General features: G+C 57.8%; 22 protein-coding genes. 9 read left to right on the forward strand and 13 right to left on the reverse strand.

All coding sequences use genetic code 11. From position 1 onward, the window contains the following. The first annotated feature begins 137 nt into the window (after positions 1–137). The 7 genes from moeB (NITLEN_RS11315) (at position 138) to NITLEN_RS11345 (ending at position 4515) form a co-directional block, all read left to right on the forward strand. The gene (moeB, locus tag NITLEN_RS11315; protein WP_121989717.1) at positions 138–950 is read left to right on the forward strand and encodes a molybdopterin-synthase adenylyltransferase MoeB; all 813 of its coding nucleotides are present in this window, start codon (positions 138–140) and stop codon (positions 948–950) included. Between the two features lie 29 nt (positions 951–979). Beyond that, on the forward strand, positions 980–2230 hold the full coding sequence (thrC, locus tag NITLEN_RS11320; RefSeq protein WP_121989718.1) for a threonine synthase: 1251 nt from the start codon (positions 980–982) through the stop codon (positions 2228–2230). Next, on the forward strand, positions 2227–2499 hold the full coding sequence (locus NITLEN_RS11325; RefSeq protein ID WP_121989719.1) for a MoaD/ThiS family protein: 273 nt from the start codon (positions 2227–2229) through the stop codon (positions 2497–2499). Before thrC ends, NITLEN_RS11325 begins: the two co-directional genes overlap by 4 nt. A 2-nt stretch (positions 2500–2501) precedes the next feature. Continuing rightward, positions 2502–2741, forward strand: coding sequence for an NIL domain-containing protein (locus NITLEN_RS11330; protein WP_121989720.1), 240 nt, complete (start codon positions 2502–2504; stop codon positions 2739–2741). A gap of 28 nt (positions 2742–2769) precedes the next feature. After that, the gene (moeB, locus tag NITLEN_RS11335) at positions 2770–3573 is read left to right on the forward strand and encodes a molybdopterin-synthase adenylyltransferase MoeB (protein ID WP_121989721.1); all 804 of its coding nucleotides are present in this window, start codon (positions 2770–2772) and stop codon (positions 3571–3573) included. A gap of 4 nt (positions 3574–3577) precedes the next feature. Beyond that, the gene (locus NITLEN_RS11340) at positions 3578–4087 is read left to right on the forward strand and encodes a M67 family metallopeptidase (RefSeq protein WP_121989722.1); all 510 of its coding nucleotides are present in this window, start codon (positions 3578–3580) and stop codon (positions 4085–4087) included. A gap of 101 nt (positions 4088–4188) precedes the next feature. Continuing rightward, positions 4189–4515: a hypothetical protein gene (locus NITLEN_RS11345; RefSeq protein WP_121989723.1), complete on the forward strand. Its 327-nt coding sequence runs from the start codon at positions 4189–4191 to the stop codon at positions 4513–4515. Positions 4516–4539: 24 nt separating this feature from the next. Here NITLEN_RS11345 and NITLEN_RS11350 read toward each other — a convergent pair whose 3' ends face one another. From NITLEN_RS11350 to NITLEN_RS11410, 13 genes are all read right to left on the reverse strand, one after another. After that, positions 4540–4749, reverse strand: coding sequence for a hypothetical protein (locus NITLEN_RS11350; RefSeq protein WP_121989724.1), 210 nt, complete (start codon positions 4747–4749; stop codon positions 4540–4542). 2 nt (positions 4750–4751) lie between these two features. Further along, entirely contained in the window at positions 4752–4946 is a 195-nt protein-coding gene (locus NITLEN_RS11355) for a hypothetical protein (RefSeq protein WP_121989725.1), read from the reverse strand. Between the two features lie 274 nt (positions 4947–5220). Next, positions 5221–6945: an ABC transporter ATP-binding protein gene (locus tag NITLEN_RS11360; protein ID WP_181416812.1), complete on the reverse strand. Its 1725-nt coding sequence runs from the start codon at positions 6943–6945 to the stop codon at positions 5221–5223. Positions 6946–6969: 24 nt separating this feature from the next. Further along, positions 6970–7494: a peptide deformylase gene (gene def, locus NITLEN_RS11365; RefSeq protein WP_121989726.1), complete on the reverse strand. Its 525-nt coding sequence runs from the start codon at positions 7492–7494 to the stop codon at positions 6970–6972. Positions 7495–7595: 101 nt separating this feature from the next. After that, positions 7596–8387: a HEAT repeat domain-containing protein gene (locus NITLEN_RS11370; protein ID WP_181416813.1), complete on the reverse strand. Its 792-nt coding sequence runs from the start codon at positions 8385–8387 to the stop codon at positions 7596–7598. A 25-nt stretch (positions 8388–8412) separates the two neighbouring features. Further along, positions 8413–11490 carry an efflux RND transporter permease subunit gene (locus tag NITLEN_RS11375; RefSeq protein ID WP_121989727.1) on the reverse strand — a complete coding sequence of 1026 codons (3078 nt, stop codon included), beginning with the start codon at positions 11488–11490 and terminating at the stop codon, positions 8413–8415. 189 nt (positions 11491–11679) lie between these two features. Further along, on the reverse strand, positions 11680–12831 hold the full coding sequence (locus NITLEN_RS11380; RefSeq protein WP_121989728.1) for an efflux RND transporter periplasmic adaptor subunit: 1152 nt from the start codon (positions 12829–12831) through the stop codon (positions 11680–11682). After that, on the reverse strand, positions 12828–14147 hold the full coding sequence (locus tag NITLEN_RS11385) for a TolC family protein (protein WP_181416814.1): 1320 nt from the start codon (positions 14145–14147) through the stop codon (positions 12828–12830). Before NITLEN_RS11385 ends, NITLEN_RS11380 begins: the two co-directional genes overlap by 4 nt. A 147-nt stretch (positions 14148–14294) precedes the next feature. Then, on the reverse strand, positions 14295–15371 hold the full coding sequence (locus NITLEN_RS11390) for a polyamine ABC transporter substrate-binding protein (protein WP_121989730.1): 1077 nt from the start codon (positions 15369–15371) through the stop codon (positions 14295–14297). 8 nt (positions 15372–15379) lie between these two features. Then, entirely contained in the window at positions 15380–16147 is a 768-nt protein-coding gene (locus tag NITLEN_RS11395; RefSeq protein WP_121989731.1) for an ABC transporter permease, read from the reverse strand. Next, a complete protein-coding gene (locus NITLEN_RS11400; RefSeq protein WP_121989732.1) occupies positions 16144–17037 on the reverse strand; it encodes an ABC transporter permease in 894 nt (297 codons plus the stop codon). Before NITLEN_RS11400 ends, NITLEN_RS11395 begins: the two co-directional genes overlap by 4 nt. Next, the gene (locus NITLEN_RS11405) at positions 17034–18134 is read right to left on the reverse strand and encodes an ABC transporter ATP-binding protein (RefSeq protein WP_121989733.1); all 1101 of its coding nucleotides are present in this window, start codon (positions 18132–18134) and stop codon (positions 17034–17036) included. The genes NITLEN_RS11400 and NITLEN_RS11405 overlap by 4 nt, the downstream gene beginning before the upstream one ends. A 65-nt stretch (positions 18135–18199) precedes the next feature. Beyond that, positions 18200–18490, reverse strand: a complete 291-nt coding sequence (locus NITLEN_RS11410) for a hypothetical protein (RefSeq protein ID WP_121989734.1) — start codon at positions 18488–18490, stop codon at positions 18200–18202. 46 nt (positions 18491–18536) lie between these two features. Here NITLEN_RS11410 and glgC point away from each other — a divergent pair, with 46 nt between their 5' ends. Further along, the gene (glgC, locus tag NITLEN_RS11415) at positions 18537–19850 is read left to right on the forward strand and encodes a glucose-1-phosphate adenylyltransferase (protein ID WP_245924438.1); all 1314 of its coding nucleotides are present in this window, start codon (positions 18537–18539) and stop codon (positions 19848–19850) included. Continuing rightward, a complete protein-coding gene (locus NITLEN_RS11420) occupies positions 19825–21684 on the forward strand; it encodes a helicase-related protein (protein ID WP_121989735.1) in 1860 nt (619 codons plus the stop codon). The genes glgC and NITLEN_RS11420 overlap by 26 nt, the downstream gene beginning before the upstream one ends. The last annotated feature ends 11 nt before the right edge of the window (positions 21685–21695 follow it).

Raw genomic sequence — 21695 nt, forward strand, 5'->3', positions numbered from 1 at the left:
ATCAAGGAGGGATGCTCAAAATAGACATCCAACAAGGCCGCAGGCGAAAAGAAACCGGAAGCGTACCCTCTAGGGTACGTTGAGGATTTTTCGAGCCGAGAACGAAGTTGAGGGCTATTTTCAGCATCTCGTGGAATATGGAATTCACCGAAGAACAGATAAATCGCTATAGCCGGCATATCCTCCTTCCTGAAGTCGGCGGCAAAGGACAGAAGAAGATCGCCAAAGCGAAGGTTCTTCTTGTCGGCGCCGGAGGTTTGGGCTCACCGGCGGCGCTCTATCTGGCCGCAGCGGGCGTCGGTACTGTCGGCTTGATCGACAGCGACGTGGTAGACCTCACGAACTTGCAGCGACAAATCCTCCACCACACGTCCGATGTAGGCCGTCACAAAGTGGTGTCCGGAAAAGAAAAGATTCTCGCACTGAATCCCGACGTCATCGTGAAGACCTACGAGGAGCGCTTGACCGCGGGGAATGCGCTCAAGATTTTCAGCGAATACGATGTCATCATTGACGGCGTCGACAACTTCACGGCGAAGTTTCTGATCAACGATGCCTGCTTCTTTGCCGACAAACCGTTGGTGCATGGCGGCATTCTTCGCTTCGACGGCCGTGTGACGACAATCATCCCAAGGAAGTCGGCCTGCTATCGTTGCGTGTTCAAGACCCCGCCGCCGGCTGGCCTGGTGGCCTCCTGTCAGGAAGCGGGCGTTATCGGCGTGTTGGCCGGAATTATCGGGACGATTCAGGCGACGGAGGCATTGAAGCTCATCCTCGGAATAGGGCGGCCGCTGACCGACCGGCTGCTCGATTTCGATGCTAAGAAAACCCTGTTCCGCGAGATCAAAGTAAAGCGCAATCCACATTGCGCGCTCTGCGGTGACCATCCGACGATCACCGAGCTGTTCGACGATGGAGACCCGTTTGCCGGCTGTGCCGTTCGTCCGTAGCGTTTAACTTTTTACGTAATGGTGTCGCAATGACCAAAATGAAAGCCCTCGTCTGCCGGGAATGCGGGAAAGAATATCCCACCAAAGCCATCCACGTCTGTGAGATGTGCTTCGGCCCCCTCGAAGTGAAGTACAACTACGAGGAGATCAAGAAGGCAATTTCGCGCAAGAAGATCCAAGAGGGTCCTCACAGCATGTGGCGGTATATCGACCTGCTGCCGGTCGAAGGCACGAACTTCGTCGGCCCCCATGCCGGGTTGACGCCGTTGGTCCGCGCCAAGAATCTCGGTGCCTATCTCGGCCTTGATGAGCTGTACATCAAGAACGATACGGTCAACCATCCCACGCTCTCCTTCAAGGATCGCGTCGTGGCGGTCGCGTTAACGCGCGCCCGAGAGTTGGGATTTGAAACAGTGGCCTGCGCCTCGACGGGCAATCTGGCCAATTCCGTGTCCGCCCATGCCGCCGCCGCCAATCTCCATTGCTACGTCTTCATCCCGGGAGATTTGGAAGCCGCGAAGGTGTTGGGCAACCTCATCTATAAGCCCCATGTGGTTGAGGTCGAGGGCAATTACGACGATGTAAACCGTCTCTGCAGCGAAATCGCCGGCGAACATGGCTGGGGATTTGTGAACATCAACATCCGCCCCTACTACGCCGAAGGCTCCAAGACGCTTGCATACGAAACCGTTGAGCAACTCGGCTGGAAGACACCGGACCAGGTCGTCATTCCCATGGCCTCTGGCTCTCTCCTGACCAAGATCTGGAAAGGCCTGCACGAAATGAAATACGTGGGGCTCATCGATGAGGTTCACACGAAGCTCAACGGCGCCCAGGCGGAAGGCTGCTCTCCGATTTCCACCGCCTTCAAAGCGGGACGCGATTTCTTCAAGCCGGTCAAGCCCAAGACCATCGCCAAATCGCTGGCCATCGGCAACCCTGCCGACGGCTACTACGCGCTGAAGGCGACGGCCGAGAGCAAAGGCGCTATGGAGATGGTGACCGACGAAGAAGTCGTCGACGGGATCAAACTGCTCGCGCAGACCGAAGGCATCTTCGCTGAAACCGCCGGCGGCGTGACCATCGGCGTGCTGAAGAAACTGGTCAAGCAGGGCGTGATCAAGAAAAATGAAGTGACGGTCGCCTACATCACGGGGAACGGATTGAAGACGCAGGAAGCGGTCATCGACGCCGTCGGACGGCCGACCCGCATTCAACCAAGCCTCGTGGCCTTTGAAAAAACCTTTAAGTTGGGAAAGAACGGTGGTGGTGACGCATGATTAAAGTCCGCATTCCCACTCCCCTCCGGCCGCTGACGAAGAACCAGGGGGAGGTTGAAACGACAGCCGGCAGTATCACGAACATGATCGAGTCGCTGAACAGCGCGCATCCCGGGATCAAGGACCGCCTCTGCGATGAGACCGGTGAATTGCGCCGCTTCGTCAACATCTATGTCAACGAAGAAGACATCCGATTCCTCAAGGGCAAAGAGACCATGCTCAAAGATGGGGATGAAGTCTCCATTGTGCCCGCGATTGCAGGAGGCTAACCATGTCACACTTACGCTTCCATGTGCGGTTTCCTGAAGACAAAGTCAAAGAACCGATCATTTACCAGATCGGCCGCGAATACAATATCGTCACCAACGTCCGCCGGGCCGATGTGCGCGAAACGACCGGCTGGGTGGATGTAGAGTTGTCCGGCGAAATCGCCGAGATCGAACGGGCCCTCGACGGCCTTCGCAAGAAGGGCTGCGTCGTCGATCCCATTGAATTGAACGTGGTGGAATAAGACAACCGGATTGCAGTCTACGCACATCATGGAACTTACAGAATCGCAGATACAACGTTATAGCCGCCACATCATCTTGAATGAAGTGGGCGGCAAAGGGCAGAAGAAGCTCTCGCAAGCGAAAATCTTGCTGATCGGGGCAGGAGGCCTCGGATCACCGGCCGGGCTCTATTTGGCAGCCGCCGGCATCGGCACGATCGGATTGGTCGACGGCGATGTCGTCGATCTTTCCAATCTCCAACGGCAGATCATGCATTCGACCGCCACGGTCGGCATGCCGAAGGTTGAATCCGGTAAAAAGACGTTGACGGCCATCAACCCTGAGATTACGGTCAACGCCTATCACCAGTTGGTCGATGCCGATAATATTCTTCCGCTCATCTCGCAATACGATATCGTGCTGGATGGCTCGGACAACTTCTCGACCCGCTTCCTGGTGAACGATGCCTGCTTCTTTGCCAAGAAGACGCTCATCTCAGCCAGCATGTTTCGGTTTGAAGGCCAGCTCACGACCATTAAGCCGCACGCAGGCTACCCCTGCTATCGCTGCCTCTATCCGGAGCCGCCTCCGGCTGGACTCGTCCCGAACTGCCAGGAAGCCGGGGTGCTCGGCGTGCTCGCAGGCACGATGGGAATCTTGCAGGCCTCTGAAGCCATCAAGGAAGTACTGGGCATCGGCGAAACCATCGCCGACAAGCTCGTGATCTACGACGCGCTCGACATGAAGTTCAGGAAGGTCAGCCGCCCGAAAGATCCAGCCTGCCCGCTCTGCGGACCGAATCCGAAAATTACAGATCTCAATCTGGACTACGCAGTCAGCTGCACCATTTAATATCGTGGCCGACCTGATTATTCCCCAGTCCATTCTCGACGACATGGTGGCCCATGCGAAGGAGCTCGCACCCTATGAGTGCTGCGGGCTCCTCGCTGGAACTGGTCAAACGGTCACCAAGATATATCGCATCAAGAATGTCGTCGCGCTGGAAGGAGCCCAACAGCTGGCCTCATTCGATCCGGCCAAAATCGCACATCTGGAACGACTCAGCCCAGCTGAACGGGCCGAGATCGCGTTTGTCATGGATGCTCAGGATCTGGCTCTCGCGCAAAAAGACATGCGGCGCAACAGCCACACCCTCCAAGTCGTCTACCATTCGCATCCGCACGATCCGGCGCGCCCTTCTGTCACAGACATCAAGATTGCCACCGACTACGAAGATTATTGGGGCAAGATCAACCTCCCCGTCCCCGCCTATCTCCTCGTGTCCTTAATGCACCAGACACCGGACATCCGCGCCTACTGGATCAAGGGCGGCGTGGTGTCTCCGGCTCAGATCGCCACGCAGTAGTTCATACTCCGCCCATGTCCGCTCGGAATTTCGTATTTCCCTTCTTCCATTTTCAATGCGATAATGTGCCACCATCGACCTCATTAGAAGGAGCAATCGTCATGGCATTCATCCGTACGATACTTCTCGCTGCCGCCCTTATCGTCATCATGACCGGTCAGAGCCTGGCCGAAGACAAGAGCTACTACAGCCCCGTCATTCAGATTGATACCGAAAATCACCGTATCCTGATTTCAAAGCTCGGCGGAGTCTTCTTCATCGATGTCCCGGAGGTCGCGAGGCCCCATATGGAGAAACTGCCGGTTTCCGGCCTCGTCGATTTCGTCGTGGAAGTGCGCGGCGACACAGACATGCCCATGATCAAAACCTGGAAGGTGAAATCAGGCGAGTCCACCTGCATGTTCTTCAATGGGAAAGAGTGTAAGTAACGAGGACTCGCTGTATCGATCAGCCTACTCCGAACTGCCCAGCATGTCGTCGATCAACGGACGATTGATGTCGGTGCAACCCAGGCAAATGGTATCGAACAGGGAGTCGTGATCCGCGACAAAGTTTCTCGCGTCCGGCAGCTTCTCGGCATACACCTGATCGTAACAGGTCTCGCAGAGCATCATAAGCCCTCGCGAGACGGAGACGGTTTTCCGGCCTGCGCTTCCCGCCATAGCTACACCGATCCCTTCTGTCGTGCGATCCAAAAGTCTTCCGGCTCCAGGTCGATACCGCACGTCCCGCACTCATACACCGACTGCCCTTCCGGCAGTTGGATTTCCGTGCGAATAATGCGGCCTCGGCACACATGATAAAAGCGCCCCCTGGCATCCTCATCGTCCAATGGATCGCTCTCGTATATCAGCACCATAGTGGTATGACGTCCTTGTAATTCGTGAGGGGAAGTATACTGACCCGCGATCGGTGGCCGCAACCGTCCGGGCGATGAAATAAACTATGGAACAACGTATTTCCTTTGACCACTCTTGTGCGCATGAACATTGAAGGGAAGAGCTCTTTCGCAGGATGCTCAAAATGGTCGTTCAGCAAGGCCGCAGTGAGTGAAGGGCCGAGGCGTACCCTCTGGGTACGTCGAGGGTCTGACCGATGCGAGAACGCCGCTGACGGACATTTTCAGCATCCTGCTACACCTGAAACTGCGCCTCGTACAGGCGTGCGTAGACGCCTCCGCGCGTGATTAAAACCTCATGCATGCCTTCTTCGACAACCCGCCCGTGCTCAACCACGATGATACGATCGACCTCATTGATGGTCGAGAGCCGGTGTGCAATGATGAGTGTAGTCCGGCCTTTGGTGAGTTCATTCAACGCCTCGCGGATCTTGACCTCGGTCTCCGTGTCGATATTGGAGGTGGCCTCGTCGAACATCACGATCGGAGGATCTTTGAGCAGCACACGCGCAATCGACACCCGTTGCCGCTGTCCGACCGAAAGTTTGACGCCACGCTCCCCGATCCACGTCTCGTACCCTTCAGGAAGTTTTACGATAAACTCATGGGCGCGGGCGGCCTTGGCCGCAGCTTCAATGGCGTCCTGCCCTGCCGAGAGATCGCCGTAGAGAATATTTTCCCTGACAGTGCCGTTGAAGAGAAAGGGCTCTTGCTGAACAAGGCCGATCTGATTTCGCAGAAACGCCAGCGGCACCCGCCGGATATCCATCCCATCGATCGTAATCGACCCGCCGGTGACGTCGTAGAATCGATTCAATAATTTCAGCGTCGTACTCTTTCCTGCTCCACTGGGCCCCACCAGCGCCACCCGTTCGCCGGCTCGCACCGTGATATTGACATCCTTGAGAATGGGCGCATCGCTGCGATAATGAAATTGCACATGATCGAAGACGACAGCTCCGGTAAAGCGGGCGACCGGCGCCTGAATACCCGGTTCGTCCCGCACCTCAGGCACGGTATCGAGGACGTCGAAGACCCGTTCGCTCGCCGCTAGCGCATGCTGCAGCATGTGGTTGACGGAATGGATCTGGTTGATCGGCACATAAAACAACGCCAGGTACGACATGAACATGACCAACTCGCCGACCGACAGATGTTTGGCCAGCACCTCGGCAGTCCCGAACCACAAGACCAACGCGCCGCCAAGGCTGCCGACCAGCATCATCCCCGGCGAGTAGAACGACCACAGGTACATGGCCTTCAAGGTATCCTTCCGGCATTGGTCGCTCTTCCGGCCGAATCGATCCTGCTCATAGGGCTGACGGTTGAACCCCATGGTCTCCCGAATTCCGGCCAGGGAATCTTGCAGCAACGCATTCAGTTCCGCCGCGCCCTTCCGAATCTCACGATAGTAGCCGTGGACGCGTTTCGTAAACAACGCCGCGCCGATGATCAAAATCGGGATCGGTAACAGCGCTAACAGCGCCAGCTTCCAGTTGAGCCAAAACAAGACCACCATGATCCCAATCAGGGTCAGTCCGGCGGTAATGATTTCTTCAAGTCCGTCGACGAAGATCCGCTGCATATGCTCGGTATCGTTCAAGACCCGCGACATGATCTCACCGGTCGGACGATTTTCAAAAAAGCTGATGGAGAGGCGCTGCAAGGCGGCAAACACCTGCACGTGCAAATCGTGCACGACCTGCTGCTCCAAGGAATTGTTGAGCCGGATGCGCATCGCACTGCACAGATTGCGCAGGAGGTAGGATCCGAGCAGCCCCACGAATACCCAGGTCAGAAGGTCGATCCGATTTGCCTGGATGACATCGTCGATCAAAATCTTGATGAGCCACGGGGGAACGAGTTCGAAGGCCGTCGTCAAGCCGGCAAACAGGAACGTCCCCAACACCATCAGGCGATAGGGCCGAAGATACTGAAGCACACGCAGCAGGGTTTTCACAGGGGCAGGCTACATCCCGGCCCGTCAGATGACGGCGGCAGGGTCTTTCTTCCAATACTGGTCGAATTCGGCAAGTTGCGTCAGCGTCGACATTCCGGTCATTCGGTCCAGGAATAACTTCCCAATCAAATGATCCATCTCATGCTGAATACAGACGGCAAACAATCCGGTGGCCTCGAAATCGAGCGCCTTGCCCTGTCGATCCAACGCCGTCACACGAATTAATGAGGGCCGGGTGACTTTCCCCCGTAAACCATCCACGCTCAAGCACCCTTCCCAATTTTCCACTTGCTGGGGTCCGTAAAACGCGATCGACGGATTGATCAGCACGGTTTCAGGAAAGTCCCCCTCGCAGGCCATCACCACTAACTGCACGGATCGGGACACTTGCGGAGCGGCCAGGCCGATACCGGGCTCGTCGTACATCGTCTCCAACATGTCGTCGATCAAGCGTTGGATGTCGGCCGACTTGATCTGACGCGGCCCAAGAGGGTCCGCCTGTCGACGCAGAATGGGATTGCCGAGTTTCGCTATTTTCAAAATCGCCATAGGGATGGAACTCACTCTCTACAAAGCCGTGACCGTACAATCCTGTATAGGTAACATAGGCCGGTTTTGGCGTGCAACCTCCCGGTCTCAAAACGTGGCGATCAGGAACTTCTCCCGGAACGGCGCGGCTCAGGAATCTCGAACGCCTCCTTATTCGACGCCCACCACTCCACCCACTCACTCGCCCACGCCTGCCGATCCTGTTTCGTCGACGTATCCCAATCGTGAAACTCGGTTTCATGACGCGTCACAATCCAGAGTGAATGCAACGCCGACATCGCCACGAATCGTTCGTCGTCGGTGATCATGGGGATCAGCGTGGGGATCACCGCTTTGAGTCTGACATACCGAGATTCAAACGCCGCCGCTTTCCGGACGGATGGATTTTGATCCTTGGACATGACCTCAATCGCCTCGGGCGTTTTGGCCGCATCGAGCCGGATCGCCACACGCAGGGCATGCTCCCGGACGCGCGGAAGTTCGTTTGGATCTTTGGCTGCCTGGAGCAGCGCCGGCACCCCAGACACTCCTTTCATCATCGACAGGGTCTCGATCGTATTGTAACGAATTCTGGGGCTCGGCATCGTGAGCCCTTTGACCAACGCCGGAACCGACGGCTCTCCCAAATGCACAAACTCTCCCATGGCCCAAAACTCCTGCTTGCCTTCTAGCAAGGGAAGCAGCGCTTCAGCCCGGGTCATTTCCTCCGGAGTGAGCGGGTTCGTGTTCGGCGGCACCGACACATCGGGCACTTCCTGTTGCTTCGGCGGCGCCTCATAGGGAATTTGGACAAGCACGACAGGATTCTTCTCACCTGCCCACAGATCGGCCGACAACCCGGCGCCAAGAACCAGGACACACACCCCCACCGCTGTTACAATGCGTCTGTTCATCGTCACAAGTCTCCTCTTCGAATCGTTACGATTGTGCTTCCTCGTCGATCTCTTCACGCCGATGGGCGAGCTCATATAATACCGGCAACACGACCAAAATCAAAAAGGCCGCCGTCAACATACCGCCGACCACGACGCGGGCCAATGGTTTTTGGGCTTGCGACCCGATACCCGTCGCCAGCGCCGCCGGCAATAGTCCGATCGCCGCGCCCAGCGTCGCCATAAGAATCGGGCGCATCTGCACATCCGCGCCCTTCCTGACAGCATCACGAAGACTCAGCCCCGCCTTGCGAAATTCCTCGATTCGTGAAATCAACAGCACCCCGCCAAGAATCGCCACCCCTAACGTCGAGATGACGCCGACGGCCGCCGAAATGCTGAAATGTGTATCGGTCAACACCAGGGACAAAACTCCGCCGACCAAGGCAAACGGCACCGTGGCGAGGACCAGCAAGGCATTCTTGAGTGAACCGAACGTCGTGTAGAGCAGAAATAAAATAATCACCAGGCTGACCGGCACCACTTTGGCGAGACGCCGCTGCTCATCCGTCAATTGATCGTATTGCCCGGCCCACTCCATCCGATACCGCTCCGGCAGGACAATCTGCTTGGCCATCAACGCCTGCGCCTCTTCCACCGTACTCTGGAGATCTCGATCCCGCACACTGAATTTGATCGGGATATAGCGTTCGTTGTTCTCTCGATAGATGATAAAGGCCCCTGTTTGCGTCGTGATACTGGCCACTTGTTTCAGCGGGACTCTCGCCCCATCCGGGGTACTTACGAGAATATTCCCGATGGCCTCCACGTCTTGGCGAAACTCCGGCAGGAATCGCACGACGAGATCGAACAACCGCTCCCCTTCGTAGACTTGCGTGACGGCCTGTCCGCCGACAGCCGCCTGCACCACCGCATTCACGTCCGCTACCTGCAATCCGTACCGCGCGCTCGCCTCGCGATCCACTTGAATGAGCAAGTTCGGCTGGCCGACCAGGCGGAAGATTCCGAGGTCTTTGACGCCTTGCACCCCTTGCATCACCCGCTCAATCTCACCGGCCTTCGCCTCCATCGTCTTGAGGTCCGTCCCGAACAATTTGATGGAGTTTTCGCCTTTGACACCCGACATGGCCTCTTCGACGTTATCCTGAATGACCTGCGAGAAATTGAAAATCACACCGGGGATATCTTTCAATCGCCCCTCGATTTCCTCAATCAGCTGATCCTTACTGAGCCCGCGCCGCCACTCCTCCTGAGGCTTCAGGTTCGCCAGAAACTCCGCATTGAAGAAACTCGTCGGATCCGTTCCGTCGTCCGGCCGCCCAAGCTGCGACACGATCGTCGACACTTCCGGAGAATCTCTGAATAGACGGCGAATGTCGCTGGTCAACCGGGCTGCTTGATCGAACGAAATATCCACGGGCATCGTCGCGCGCACCCACAGATTGCCTTCCTCCAACGCGGGCATAAATTCTCCGCCGAGGAATCGAAGCGCCACCACCGTGACCAGCAGCGTCCCTCCGGCAAACCCCAGCACGGTCACGCGATGCCCTAACGCCCAATTCAGCGTCGCGGAATAGACCCGGCGAATGCCGCGCACGACGATCGTATCCTCTTCACTGATCTTTCCCTTCAAGAGGAAGGAGCACAGCACGGGCGCCAGCGTGAAGGCCATGAGCAGGGCACCGACCAGCGCAAGCCCGTACGTGATCGACATCGGCGCAAAGATTTTTCCCGGCACACCCGTCATGGTAAAGAGCGGGATAAACGCCACCACGATAATCGTCGTCGAGTAGAAGATCGGCTGGCCGACCTGGCGGGCGGCGCGCACGATCTGTTGATGCACCGTCAGGCCCAGCGTCTTCGAATGGGCCAAGTTGAAGAAAATACTCTCGACCATAATCAAGGTGGCATCGACGATAATGCCGAAGTCGATCGATCCGAGCGAAATGAGGTTGGCCGACTCACCCATCAAGATCATCATCGTAAAGGTAAACAACAGCGACATCGGAATCGTCAGGGCGACGATGAAGGCCGCTCGGAAGTGCCCCAGAAACACGACAAGGATGATGAAAACCAGCACCATGCCGCTGATCAAAATATCCAACACCGTTTCCACGGTCGTATGGATCAGCTTGGTCCGGTCATAGAACGTCTTAATCTTCACCCCTTCCGGCAGCTTCCACCCGTTCAGGTCTTCGACTTTCGCGCGCACCTTATCCAACACCGAGAGGGCCTTATAGCCACGCTGCAAGAGAACAACCCCCTCGACCACATCGTCGCGGTCGTCGATCCCGACTTTCCCCAGCCGGACCTGGTGGCCGACCGAGACCTTGCCCAGCGTATTGACGAAAATGGGCGTGCCTTCTTTTTCCGCAACGACCACATTCTCAATATCTTCCAACCGATTGATCAGACCCAGCCCGCGGATGTTGTAATTCTGGGCCCCAATCGTCAGATAGTTTCCACCGACGTTGGCATTGCTGTTCGTGAGCGCCGTCATGACCTGAGACAAACTCACGCCGTAACTGATGAGTTTCCCGGGGTCGATGTCGACGTGGTACTCCTTCGTCGTCCCGCCGAATGCCGTCACATCGATCACGCCAGGAACGCGCCTGAATTCGCGCCGGACTTGCCAATCTTGAATGGTCTTCAGCGTGGTCAGATCGGATTTTTCGCCGGTGAGTTCATACCGGTAGATTTCCGCGATGGCCCACCAGGGCGAGAGCGTCGGATCGGCGCCTTTGGGAAGTTGCACCGTTCCCAGCCGATTCAACACTTCCTGCCGGTCCCGGAACATGTCCGTCCCGAAATCGAAATACACTTTGATGTCGCTGAGACCGAAAATCGAAAGGGAACGGATGTCGGTCAAGCCCGGCATCCCGTTCAACGCGACTTCAATGGGAATCGTAATCTGCCGTTCTATCTCTTCCGCCGACCAGCCGGGATACTGCGTGATCAGTTCCACCATCGGCGGCGACGGATCAGGATAGGCGACGATGTCGAGGAGATGGAAGGCATAGAGCCCTCCGAAGAGCATCATGAATCCCAGCGCACACAGTAAGAAGCGCTGCACCAGAGAAATTTCAACGAGACGCGCGATCATCGGGGAAATTGGCCCGGGGAGACAACAGCAGAAAAGCTTTGCACGCGGTTAGCAGACAGGCATCTCAGGATGCTCAAAAAGGCCGATCGGCAAGGCCGCAGCCAGCGAAGAGGCGAGGCGTACTCTCTGCGGTACGTCGAGCCTCTAAGCGCCACGAGAATGACGCTGGCGGGCTTTTTCAGCATCCTGTCAGGTCCCTTTGACTTCCTGGCCCTTAATCAGGACGGCCCCTCTAATCACGATTCGTTGTCCCCGAGTCAACCCCTCCAGGATACGCACCTGATCAGCTGAAATATTCGATACCTTGACCTCGCGTTTCACATAATGGTTCGGCTCTTCCACAACATAGACGAACTGCTTCCCATCCAATTCCAGTACTGCTTCACGGGGAACCGCAATAAACGGCGTAGCGTCGCCGACATTGAGATGGAGCCTGGCAAACATCTCCGGTTTCAGTTTATGCGGATCGTTGTTCACCCAGGCCCGGACTTTGATCGTGCGGGTAGCCGGATCGACGACATCCCCGATTGCGGCCACCGTGGCAGGAAAATCGACACCGGGGTAGGCTTCCACCGTGACCATGGCAAACTGCCCCTCTCTGACGAGGGCCAGATCGCGCTCATACAAATCGGCGAGCACCTGCAACATATCCAAGTCCGCCACGGTAAACAGCACTTGCGACGGATCGCCGCCGACCGACTGGCCCGGCGTCACTGCCCGCTCGACGACGATCCCGGTCAACGGACTTTTCATCTCGAATCGTGAGGTAATTTTCTGCTTATCCAGCGGCTTGGTCAGCTCATCGCCCGGGACACGCAGGGACAGCAACCGCTCTTTCGCCCGGCGAAATTCCGCCCGGGCTTTGACCAGTTCGTTCTCGGCCTGCTTCAAATCCTTCAGCGGCATGGCCTTGTTTTCGTATAAATCTTTCGCTAAATCGTAAGCCCGCGTCGCATACTGCAAATCCGAATCTTCCTTCACGTATTCCGAATAGGCCTGGGCAATATCCGGGCTGTCGACGATCAGCAAGACATCGCCTGCCTTCACACGATCCCCCAGATGCGCCCGCACCTCAACCACCCGGCCCTGCAACGGCGAGGAAATCTTGGAATAGCGATCTTCCCCGTACGCCACTTTCCCGGACAAGATCAGCGCCTGATGCGACGGACTGAATTCCACAACCGCCGTTTCAACCCGTGGCTGCGATGGTGCGGGCTCCGGGGCGGGCTTCGCCAGAGGGGCCGCAACCGAATCGGACGACGCAGGCTGGTCGGCCTTCCCGCAACCCGAGAGGAGGAGCAATGCCATCGTGACGGCCAATGGAGCCCTGTAAGCGCTCATAACAAGATCTCCTGCCCCACCGCACTTTCGAGTTGAATCACGTGGCGTTGATAGCTGAACAGAGCCTCGAAATAGTTCTGTTGGATGGTTCGGGATGTCCGCGCCGCATCGAGCAAATCCAGAATCGTCGCCCCGCCCCGCTCGTAGGCCCGCTCGACGATCGTAAAGGTCGACCGAGCATCGTCCAGAACCCCGCCAAGAAACGCTTCGACCAACCGGCGGCTTTGGAGGAGATTCCGATAGGCGACATCCACCTCGTTTTCGACCTGGTTGAGCGTCTTGCTCAGATCGGCCTCGGCAGACTGCACCGCCACCTCTGCTTGCACGATACCGCCCTGATTTCGATTGAACAACGGCAGCGGCAGGCCTAGATTGAGCGCCAGCTGGCCTTGATTATCGGGGCCCTTCGAGCCCTGCACCGCATAGCCTCCACCAACCGTCACATCCGGAATCCGATAGGCTCGGGCCAATTTCAATTCGGCTTCGCGTTGCGACATGGTGAACCGCTTGGATCGCACATCGGGCCGCGCATCGAGCGCCATGGTCCGCAGCCGGTTAATGTCGGGATCGATCCGCTTATAGTCAAACTCCGAGGTCAATTCGAGCCCCGTCGCCGGCGACACCCGGAGCAGTTGCCGAAGATCCCCGCGTGCGGTGTCGCCTTCCTGAATGGACTGGATGACCTGGGACTGAAAGTCAATGAACTGCAGCCGGATCCGGATCAGATCGACTTCCGCGATATAGCCTTTTTTGAAGCGGATGGTATTCACATCGAGGATGCGTGAAAAACGATCTCGATTCTCTTCGGCCAGGGCCAGCCGTCGCTGGGCCAATTGCGTGCGGTTATACGCATCTTTTACAGTAAAGGTGAGCTGCCGGACCGCATCTTCGAAGGCGGCTTCCACAGACTGGGTGCCGAACCCAGCGCTTTCGATGCGGTATCCGCGCTTGCCGGCCAGTTCGAACAATTGCTGCACTTGGCCGAAGAGCTGACCGCTGTTCCCAATGTTCCGGCCCTGGGTATAGGCGCTGAGCGTGCCGATAGACACGGTGGGATTGGGAAATAACTTCGCGGTGATCTGCTGTCCTTTTGCCGACTCGATCCCGAACTTGGCCATGAGCAGATCGAGATTCTGACGCAGAAACAGCGCCACGGCATCATCAAGACTGATCCGCAAGGTCGTCGCAGCAGGAGCAGCTGTCGCCGCCGCTTTCTCCGAGAGATCAGTCGCAGCCGACGCCGGGAGAGACAATCCCATCGCCAACAGGCTGCAACACGCAATCAAGCCGACGCACCGACAACGTTGCGCCTTCATGGCACGGGCATCATATTGCATCGATCTATACCTGCCCACGTTCCCACACATGTCCGGTGAGTTGCAGCGAGAGGATGAATTCGGAAGAAAGACAACTACATTATATACTTATTTTTTCAGCACTTGCAAAGCGATCTTGCTATCCAGCTACTGTATTTTCAGTTCCGTCCACGCTCGATCGTAGATCCTCATCGCTTTTCCCACATCCCCCATCCACTCCATTCGCGAAATCAGCTCGGCCGGAGGATACACGGCGGGATTGTCAAGAATGTCCTTGTTGATCCATGCCCGGGCCTCACGATTGGATGCGGCAAACAGCAGTCGCTCGGAGGTGCGTGCTGCTACCCGCGCATCGATGAGAAAATTGATGAACTGCATGGCCAGCGCCTTATTCGGCGATGAACGAAGCACCACGAGGCAATCGGCCCAAATCGTTCCCCCCTCCTTGGGAACCACATAGCGAATCGACGGGCGATCGCGCATCGCTCGCGCAACCGGCCCTCCCCACCCCTGCGCCAACACCACGTCACCAGAGGCTAACAGCTGATCGTAATGGTCACTCGCGTAGGTTTTCACCAGCGGTTTCTGGGCGATCAGCTTTTGCTTGGCCGCTTCGATCATCGTGGGATCGGTCGTATTCATCGATTGCCCCATCGAACGCAGGACTGCGCCAAAGACCTCCCGCTGATCATTCAACATGCTGATTCTGCCGCGATAGCGGTTCTCCCACAGAATGTCCCAACTGTCCGGGGTCGGCGTCACTACTGCCGAATCGTAGCCGATTCCCACCGTACCCCAGAGATACGGCACGGCATACCGATGCGTCGGGTCGAATGCAGGATGCTGGAGATGAGGCTCAAGCGCCTTCAGATTCGGCAATGCGGCAGGATCCAACTCGGCCAGCATCCCTTGTGCGGCCATGATCGATACCATGAAATCAGAGGGCACCGTGACGTCGTATCCGGAAGCCCCGCCTTGCAGCTTGGCCAGTAACTCTTCATTGCTGCTGAACGTATCGACGACGACACGTGCGCCGTGTGCCTGTTCAAACTCATGGATCAATTCAGGGCTGACATAGTCCGACCAGGTAAAATAGTGGAGTGTCGCCATGGCACCGGTGCCGCCCGGCTGATGGCTCTCTCGCCCCCGGTCGCACCCGCTCCATACAAGAAGGGAGAGCGTGACGAACCCCAGAAATCTGACGAGACCTCGTGCAATACGCATGAGCCGCCTCACCGCCGCTGATACAGAAGAGACAACCCGACCAGTCCCATGGAAGCCAGGACCAGTACGGAAGACAGGGCATTGATCTCCGGGGAAAGGCCGGACTTGATCATGGAATACACCTTGAGCGGCAAGGTGGTGGCGCCGGGACCGGCGACGAAGAATGTCACGATGAAGTCATCGAGCGAAATCGTGAAGGCCAGAAGCGCGGCCCCCAGCACCGCCGGACGAACCAGCGGCCAGGTCACTCGGTAAAACGTCTGCCACGCCGACGCCCCGAGATCGCTCGCCGCCTCCTCCAATCGCGGATCCAGCTTCTGTAGCCTGGCTCGCACCATCACAATGACAACCGGCAAGTTGAACGCGGCATGCCCGACGACGACCGTGACCAGACTCAGCGGCCATTGAATCATGACGAAGAACAGCAACAGCGCCACACCCATCATCACTTCAGGCAATACCAGCGGCAGCAAGAAGATCATATCCAACGTCTGCCTGCCACGCCCTCTCAGACGCTCCAGTCCCATCGCGGCCGGTACACCAAGCAGCACAACAAGACTCGTAGACAGCGCCGCCACCCACAGTGAATTCGCCGCGGCGGCCAACAACGCCTCGTCATGCCATAGCACCTCGTACCAGTGCCAGGAAAAGCCCTGCCACGTTGCCGACAGGCGTGACGCATTGAAGGAAAACACCACCAGCACGATGATCGGCAGATACAGGAATGCCATGCCGAGCCCGCTGATGCCCCGCAGCCAGATGCCCTGTCCTCTCATAGCCCGCCTCGCTCGCGGGTCTGCGGCGATTGTGCGCGGAAGTACCACAGCAGGCTGCTCATCACGATGATCATGAGCACGATGGACAACGCTGAGCCCAGCGGCCAGTCTCGCGCGACCAGATACTCATGCTGAATCAGATTCCCAATCATCATGCTGCGCGCGCCGCCGAGCAGATCCGGAGTCAGATACGCGCCCAGCGAGGGGATAAACACCAGCACGCAGCCGGCAATGATGCCGGGCTTCGTCAACGGGATCAGCACTCGACGGAACAGCGACCACCGATCCGCATAGAGATCCCAAGCCGCTTCGATCAAGGCCGGGTCAATCCGTTCAATGGCCGCATAGAGCGGCAAGACCATGAATGGCAGATACCCGTAAACTAGCCCCAGTAGTACCGCCTGATTGGAATAGAGCAGGTCGAGCGGAGCCGAGATCAGATGCCATTGCAAGAGCACGGTATTCAGCAATCCTTCGGTCCGCAGAATAAACATCCAGGCATAGGTCCGCACCAGAAAGTTCGTCCAGAACGGAATCATGATGAAGATCAGCCACAAGGCCTGCCGCCGCGGGGGCAGCCGGGCAATGTAGTAGGCCAAGGGAAATCCCAACGCGAGACAGATTCCCGTGGTCATCCCGGCCAGCAACAGCGATTGTCCGAAGATCCGCCCGTAGAGAGGATGCAGCAGGTCACGATAGTTGTCCGGACTGAACTCCCACAGGATTCCCCCGTAGGTGCCGCGCGTGGCTAAACTCACTGCCAGAACGACGACCAGCGGGAACAGGCAGAAGACGGCGGTCCACAGCAAACCGGGACCGAGCAATCGCCACCCCCGAAAGCGGGAACACAGACCGGTCGCAGTCTCTTGTGAAGATGACCAGAAATTCATGTCAGAGGAATCACCACGCCATCGACTGAATGCCACAGCAACGAGACGGGCGCTCCGACCGCAACCGGACGACTCCCGGATGCGGCATTGGAGGCATGAATGGTCCAGCGCACCGACGGGCCAACCCGCACAGTCCCCTGCCATTCGCTGCCGATATAGCGCATCGCCTCGACCACGCCATGCAAACAATTCGACCCGGCATCCGCAACATGGCCCGGCATGATGCGAATGCGCTCAGGCCTGACCGTCACTACAACCTGCGTGCCGGACTGAAGATCGGCATGCACCGATAGGCGAATGTCACGCGATGGGGACACGCCACTAAGCTTGAGGATCCCCTCACCGGCTTGAACATCAGCCAACGTTCCAGACACCTCATTACTGACTCCGACAAATCGCGCTACAAATAGATTCTCCGGACGCTCATACAGGTCCTCCGGACGCCCGACCTGCATCACCCGCCCCTGCTGCATGACCGCCAGCCGGTCGGACAACGCCAAGGCCTCTTCCTGATGATGCGTCACACAGACAAACGTCAGCCCCACTTGCGCCTGAATGGTTTTGAGCTCGGTGTGCATTTGTTGTCGAAGCTGCTGGTCCAGCGCGGCCAGCGGCTCATCCAGCAAGACAACAGCGGGCCGGTTGACCAACGCCCGGGCCAGTGCCACTCGTTGCTGCTCACCGCCAGACAGATGAGCCGGCAAACGGTCCCGCTTATCGTTCAACCGGACCAAATCGAGCGTAGCCCGAACCCGCTCGGCAATTTCACCGCGCGGGACGCGTTGCATTTCGAGGCCGAAGGCGACGTTTTCTGCGACCGTCATATGAGGGAAAAGCGCGTAGGATTGAAAGACCAGATTCACCGGCCGCCGATTCGGCGGAACTCCCGCCATCGACCGGCCGTCGATCAGAATGTCACCGGCATCGGGCATTTCAAACCCTGCCAGCATTCTGAGGAGTGAGGTCTTCCCCGCCCCGCTGGGGCCGAGAAGCGAAAAGAATTCTCCGCGATGGATCTGCAGAGACACATGATCGACGGCAAGCGTCGCGCCGTGACGCTTGACCAGGGCTCGAATATCGATGCTCAGGTCAGCCACGGCTCCGAAATCCTATGTCGGGGAACAACGCTGGGGAACACGGAGGCGAGGAAGGCACCGCACGCTCAACTATCCAGTCCGGCCTTGGCGCTCCCGTCACGAAGATGCTTCCGAACACGCACTTTTTCGTGATGCTTCCGCAACAGCTGCTGCCGGATGACATTCCGGTCTTCCGCGACGATCCGCACCAAGCGGTCCACATCTTCGGCATGGTCTCGCACCAGCTCGGTGAGTTTTTGCAGCTGGGCTTCCAACCGCTCCACACGCCAGGACACGCTTTCGGTCTCCACAACCCGCTTGCTCACGGCCTTACCGTTCTTGCGGGGAAGCGCGGCCACAATCAGATCACGTTTCATACGGGACTCCTTTTCTCATCACACCGCTCGCATATCGGAGCTAGTATTGTCTCTGCAGTTCCCGAAGTCAATCATTCCTCTTTCTTTCCATTTCAACACCGTCCTGCTACAATTCGCCGCGATGAACAATATTTTCACGATGATTCTGGCCGGCGGCAAAGGCGAGCGACTCTCCCCGCTCACGGAACAACGCGCCAAGCCGGCAGTCCCCTTCGGCGGGAAATACCGGATCATCGACTTCGCACTGAGCAACTGCCTGAACTCCGGCCTGCGCAAGATCGCCGTGTTGATTCAATACAAATCGCACTCGCTGGATAAACACATCCGCAGCGGATGGAATATTCTGAACGCGGAACTCGGCGAATACATCGCATCGGTCCCGCCTCAGCAACGCATCAGCGAAGAGTGGTACCGGGGCACCGCCGATGCCGTCTACCAGAACATGTTCCTCCTCGACACCGAGCAGGCCGACTACCTGCTGATTCTGGCCGGCGACCACATCTACAAGATGAACTATGCCGAGATGTTCCACTGGCTGCTGGCCAAAGGCGCGGACGCCGTCGTCGGGGCGCTCGATATTCCCATTGAGGACGCCACACGGTTCGGCGTCATCAGCGTGGATGAAGATCTGCGCATCAATCGCTTCGATGAAAAGCCCAAGCACCCCACGCCGATTCCCGGAGATCCGACACACGCCTTTGCCTCCATGGGCATTTACTTGTTTAAGACCTCGGCCATCAAAAAATATCTGATCGCGGACGCGCAAGAAGGTACGGCCCACGACTTCGGCAAGAACATTATCCCGCGCATGATTCAGGAAGGCCGAGTCTATGCCTTCAAGTTTCAGGACGAGAACAAGAAGGCCGTGAAATACTGGCGGGACATTGGAACGCTCGACGCCTACTGGGAAGCCAATATGGATCTGGTTGCCGTCGATCCCCTGTTCAATCTGTACGATCCCAACTGGCCGATCCGCACATATCAAGGGCAATTTCCTCCGGCGAAATTTGTGTTCGCGCAGGATTATCAGGGCGGCCGCATGGGTGTGGCGCTGGACTCCGTTGTCTGCGGAGGCTGTATCGTCTCCGGCGGGCGCATCCAGAATTCCGTGCTCTCTCCGAACGTGCGGGTCCTGGACCACGCCGAGGTGCGCGAATCGATCGTGATGGAAAATGTCGTCATCGGTGAACATAGCCGCATCCGCCGGGCCATCATCGACAAAGACGTGATCATCCCAGCCCATACGGAAATCGGATACGATCGGGAGGCCGATGCCCGCCGATTCACGGTCACGGAATCAGGCCTGGTCGTCATCTCAAAGGGAATGAAGCTGAATGCCTCCCTCGATCCATCCGGTTGATCTAATCGCCGCGCTTCGCGAGAAATCGCTCACGCCTGCGATTGTCTTTCTCACCTCACGCCGTGCCTGCGATGAAGCCATGGAGGCGTTCGACCACGCCCACACGGTACTCCCGCCGGTGCGCCAGGCAGCCATCGCCGCCGCGCTCGAACGGGTCATCGCCCAATATCCCAGCATCGCGGAACATCCCTTGATTCCGACCGTCCAACGGATCGGCGTCGCGGCGCATCACGCCGGCCATCTCCCCTCCTGGAAAATCGCGATCGAAGAGTTGATGCGGCAGGGCTGCCTCGACGCAGTCTTTGCAACCACAACGTTGGCCGCCGGCGTCGACTTTCCGGCGCGCACCGTCGTCATCACGCAATCCAGCATCCGGAAGGCCCGTGACTTCATGGATCTGACCATCGGGGAAGTGCAGCAGATCGCCGGGCGGGCCGGCCGCCGGGGAAAAGATTACGTCGGCTTCGCCGTCGTGACCCCGTCTCCCTACATCGACCTGGAGGTGCTGACGAAGGGATTCACCGGAAATCCGGAAGCCATCGACAGCCAATTTACTATCAGTTATCCGATGGTCCTCAATCTCCTGAAAGCACATCCGCACGAGCAGATTCAGGCGATTCTGGCCAAGAGCTTTGCCCAGTTCCAACTCAACCAGCGCGCGAACCTGCTCGAAGGAAAGCTCGACACCCTGCACACGCAAATGGAGCCCTTCGGTCCGCGTGTCTGCACGGATTGGATTACCCAGTGGCATACGTTCGACCAAGCTCGCCGGCAAAAGCCCCATCGACACCAGATTGCCCGCCACGAATCTCCGGAAGTCACGGCGCGATTTCACTTTATGACGCCGGGCCGGGTCGTCGGGCTGAATAAAGGGCGCGGCATCGTCTTGCGCCAATACCGGAGCAAGGGACAAAAGAGCCCGATGGTCACCGTGTTGCGAAGCGGTGGAGCCGTCACCGAATCTCCTGCCGGCATCGTCACCGATGTGTTCGATCGCCTCTTCGAATGCCAGGAGCAACCAGGCTATCCCTGGTGCACCCCCGAATCGTTCGATGAACTGCTCTATCAGCTGACGGAGTTGCCGACCAGACTGCCCCTGCTGCCGATTCTCGTCTCGAAAGAGTCCGAACTGATCCCCGACGCCATCGTGCAGAGCTTGGGAGACTTTCCCTGTCCGACCTGTTCCTCCCGCCCGGCCTGCCAAAAAGATTACCTTGTGGCCTCCCGTCTGCGGCAGGAACAACAGCGTCACATCAAATCGATCCAGGCGCTGCGCGCCAGTTTATGGCATCGGTTTCAGGAACGGATCGACGTGCTCCAGAAATTCGGCTACCTGAGCCCCACTTCCCATTTGACCGACGACGGCGAATGGGCGCGGCTCATCCGCATCGATCACTCCCTGCTCATCACCGAATTGATCCGGGCCGAAGCCTTTGCGGGCGCCGACCCGGCCGTGCTCACCGGCGTAATGGCCAGCATCGCCCACGACGACGACCGGCCCGGGGCCTTCCCGCGGGTCAGCACCGGACTCAGCTCGTTGCTTGGGCAAGTGCGGAAATTGGCGGAAAGCCTCTCTCCCTATGAAGATCCCCCGTTGTTACGCGCGGATATTGCCGCCGTCGCCGAGCGCTGGGTATCCGACCCGAGTCTGACGTGGATCGGTCTCTGCCGCTCAACTACTATGGCGGAGGGTGACATCTATCGCCTGCTTGCTCGGACACTCGAATTCCTCTCGCAGTTGCACACCCTGCGCGCGACCCATCCCGGCCTGGCAGACTCGGCCTCCCGGGCTATCGCACTGATTCGCCGTGGTGTGCTGGAAGAGCTGCCGTGAACAAAAACTCA

Origin of the sequence: Nitrospira lenta (assembly GCF_900403705.1) — a bacterium.
In the GTDB taxonomy this organism is placed as follows: Bacteria; Nitrospirota; Nitrospiria; order Nitrospirales; family Nitrospiraceae; genus Nitrospira_D; species Nitrospira_D lenta.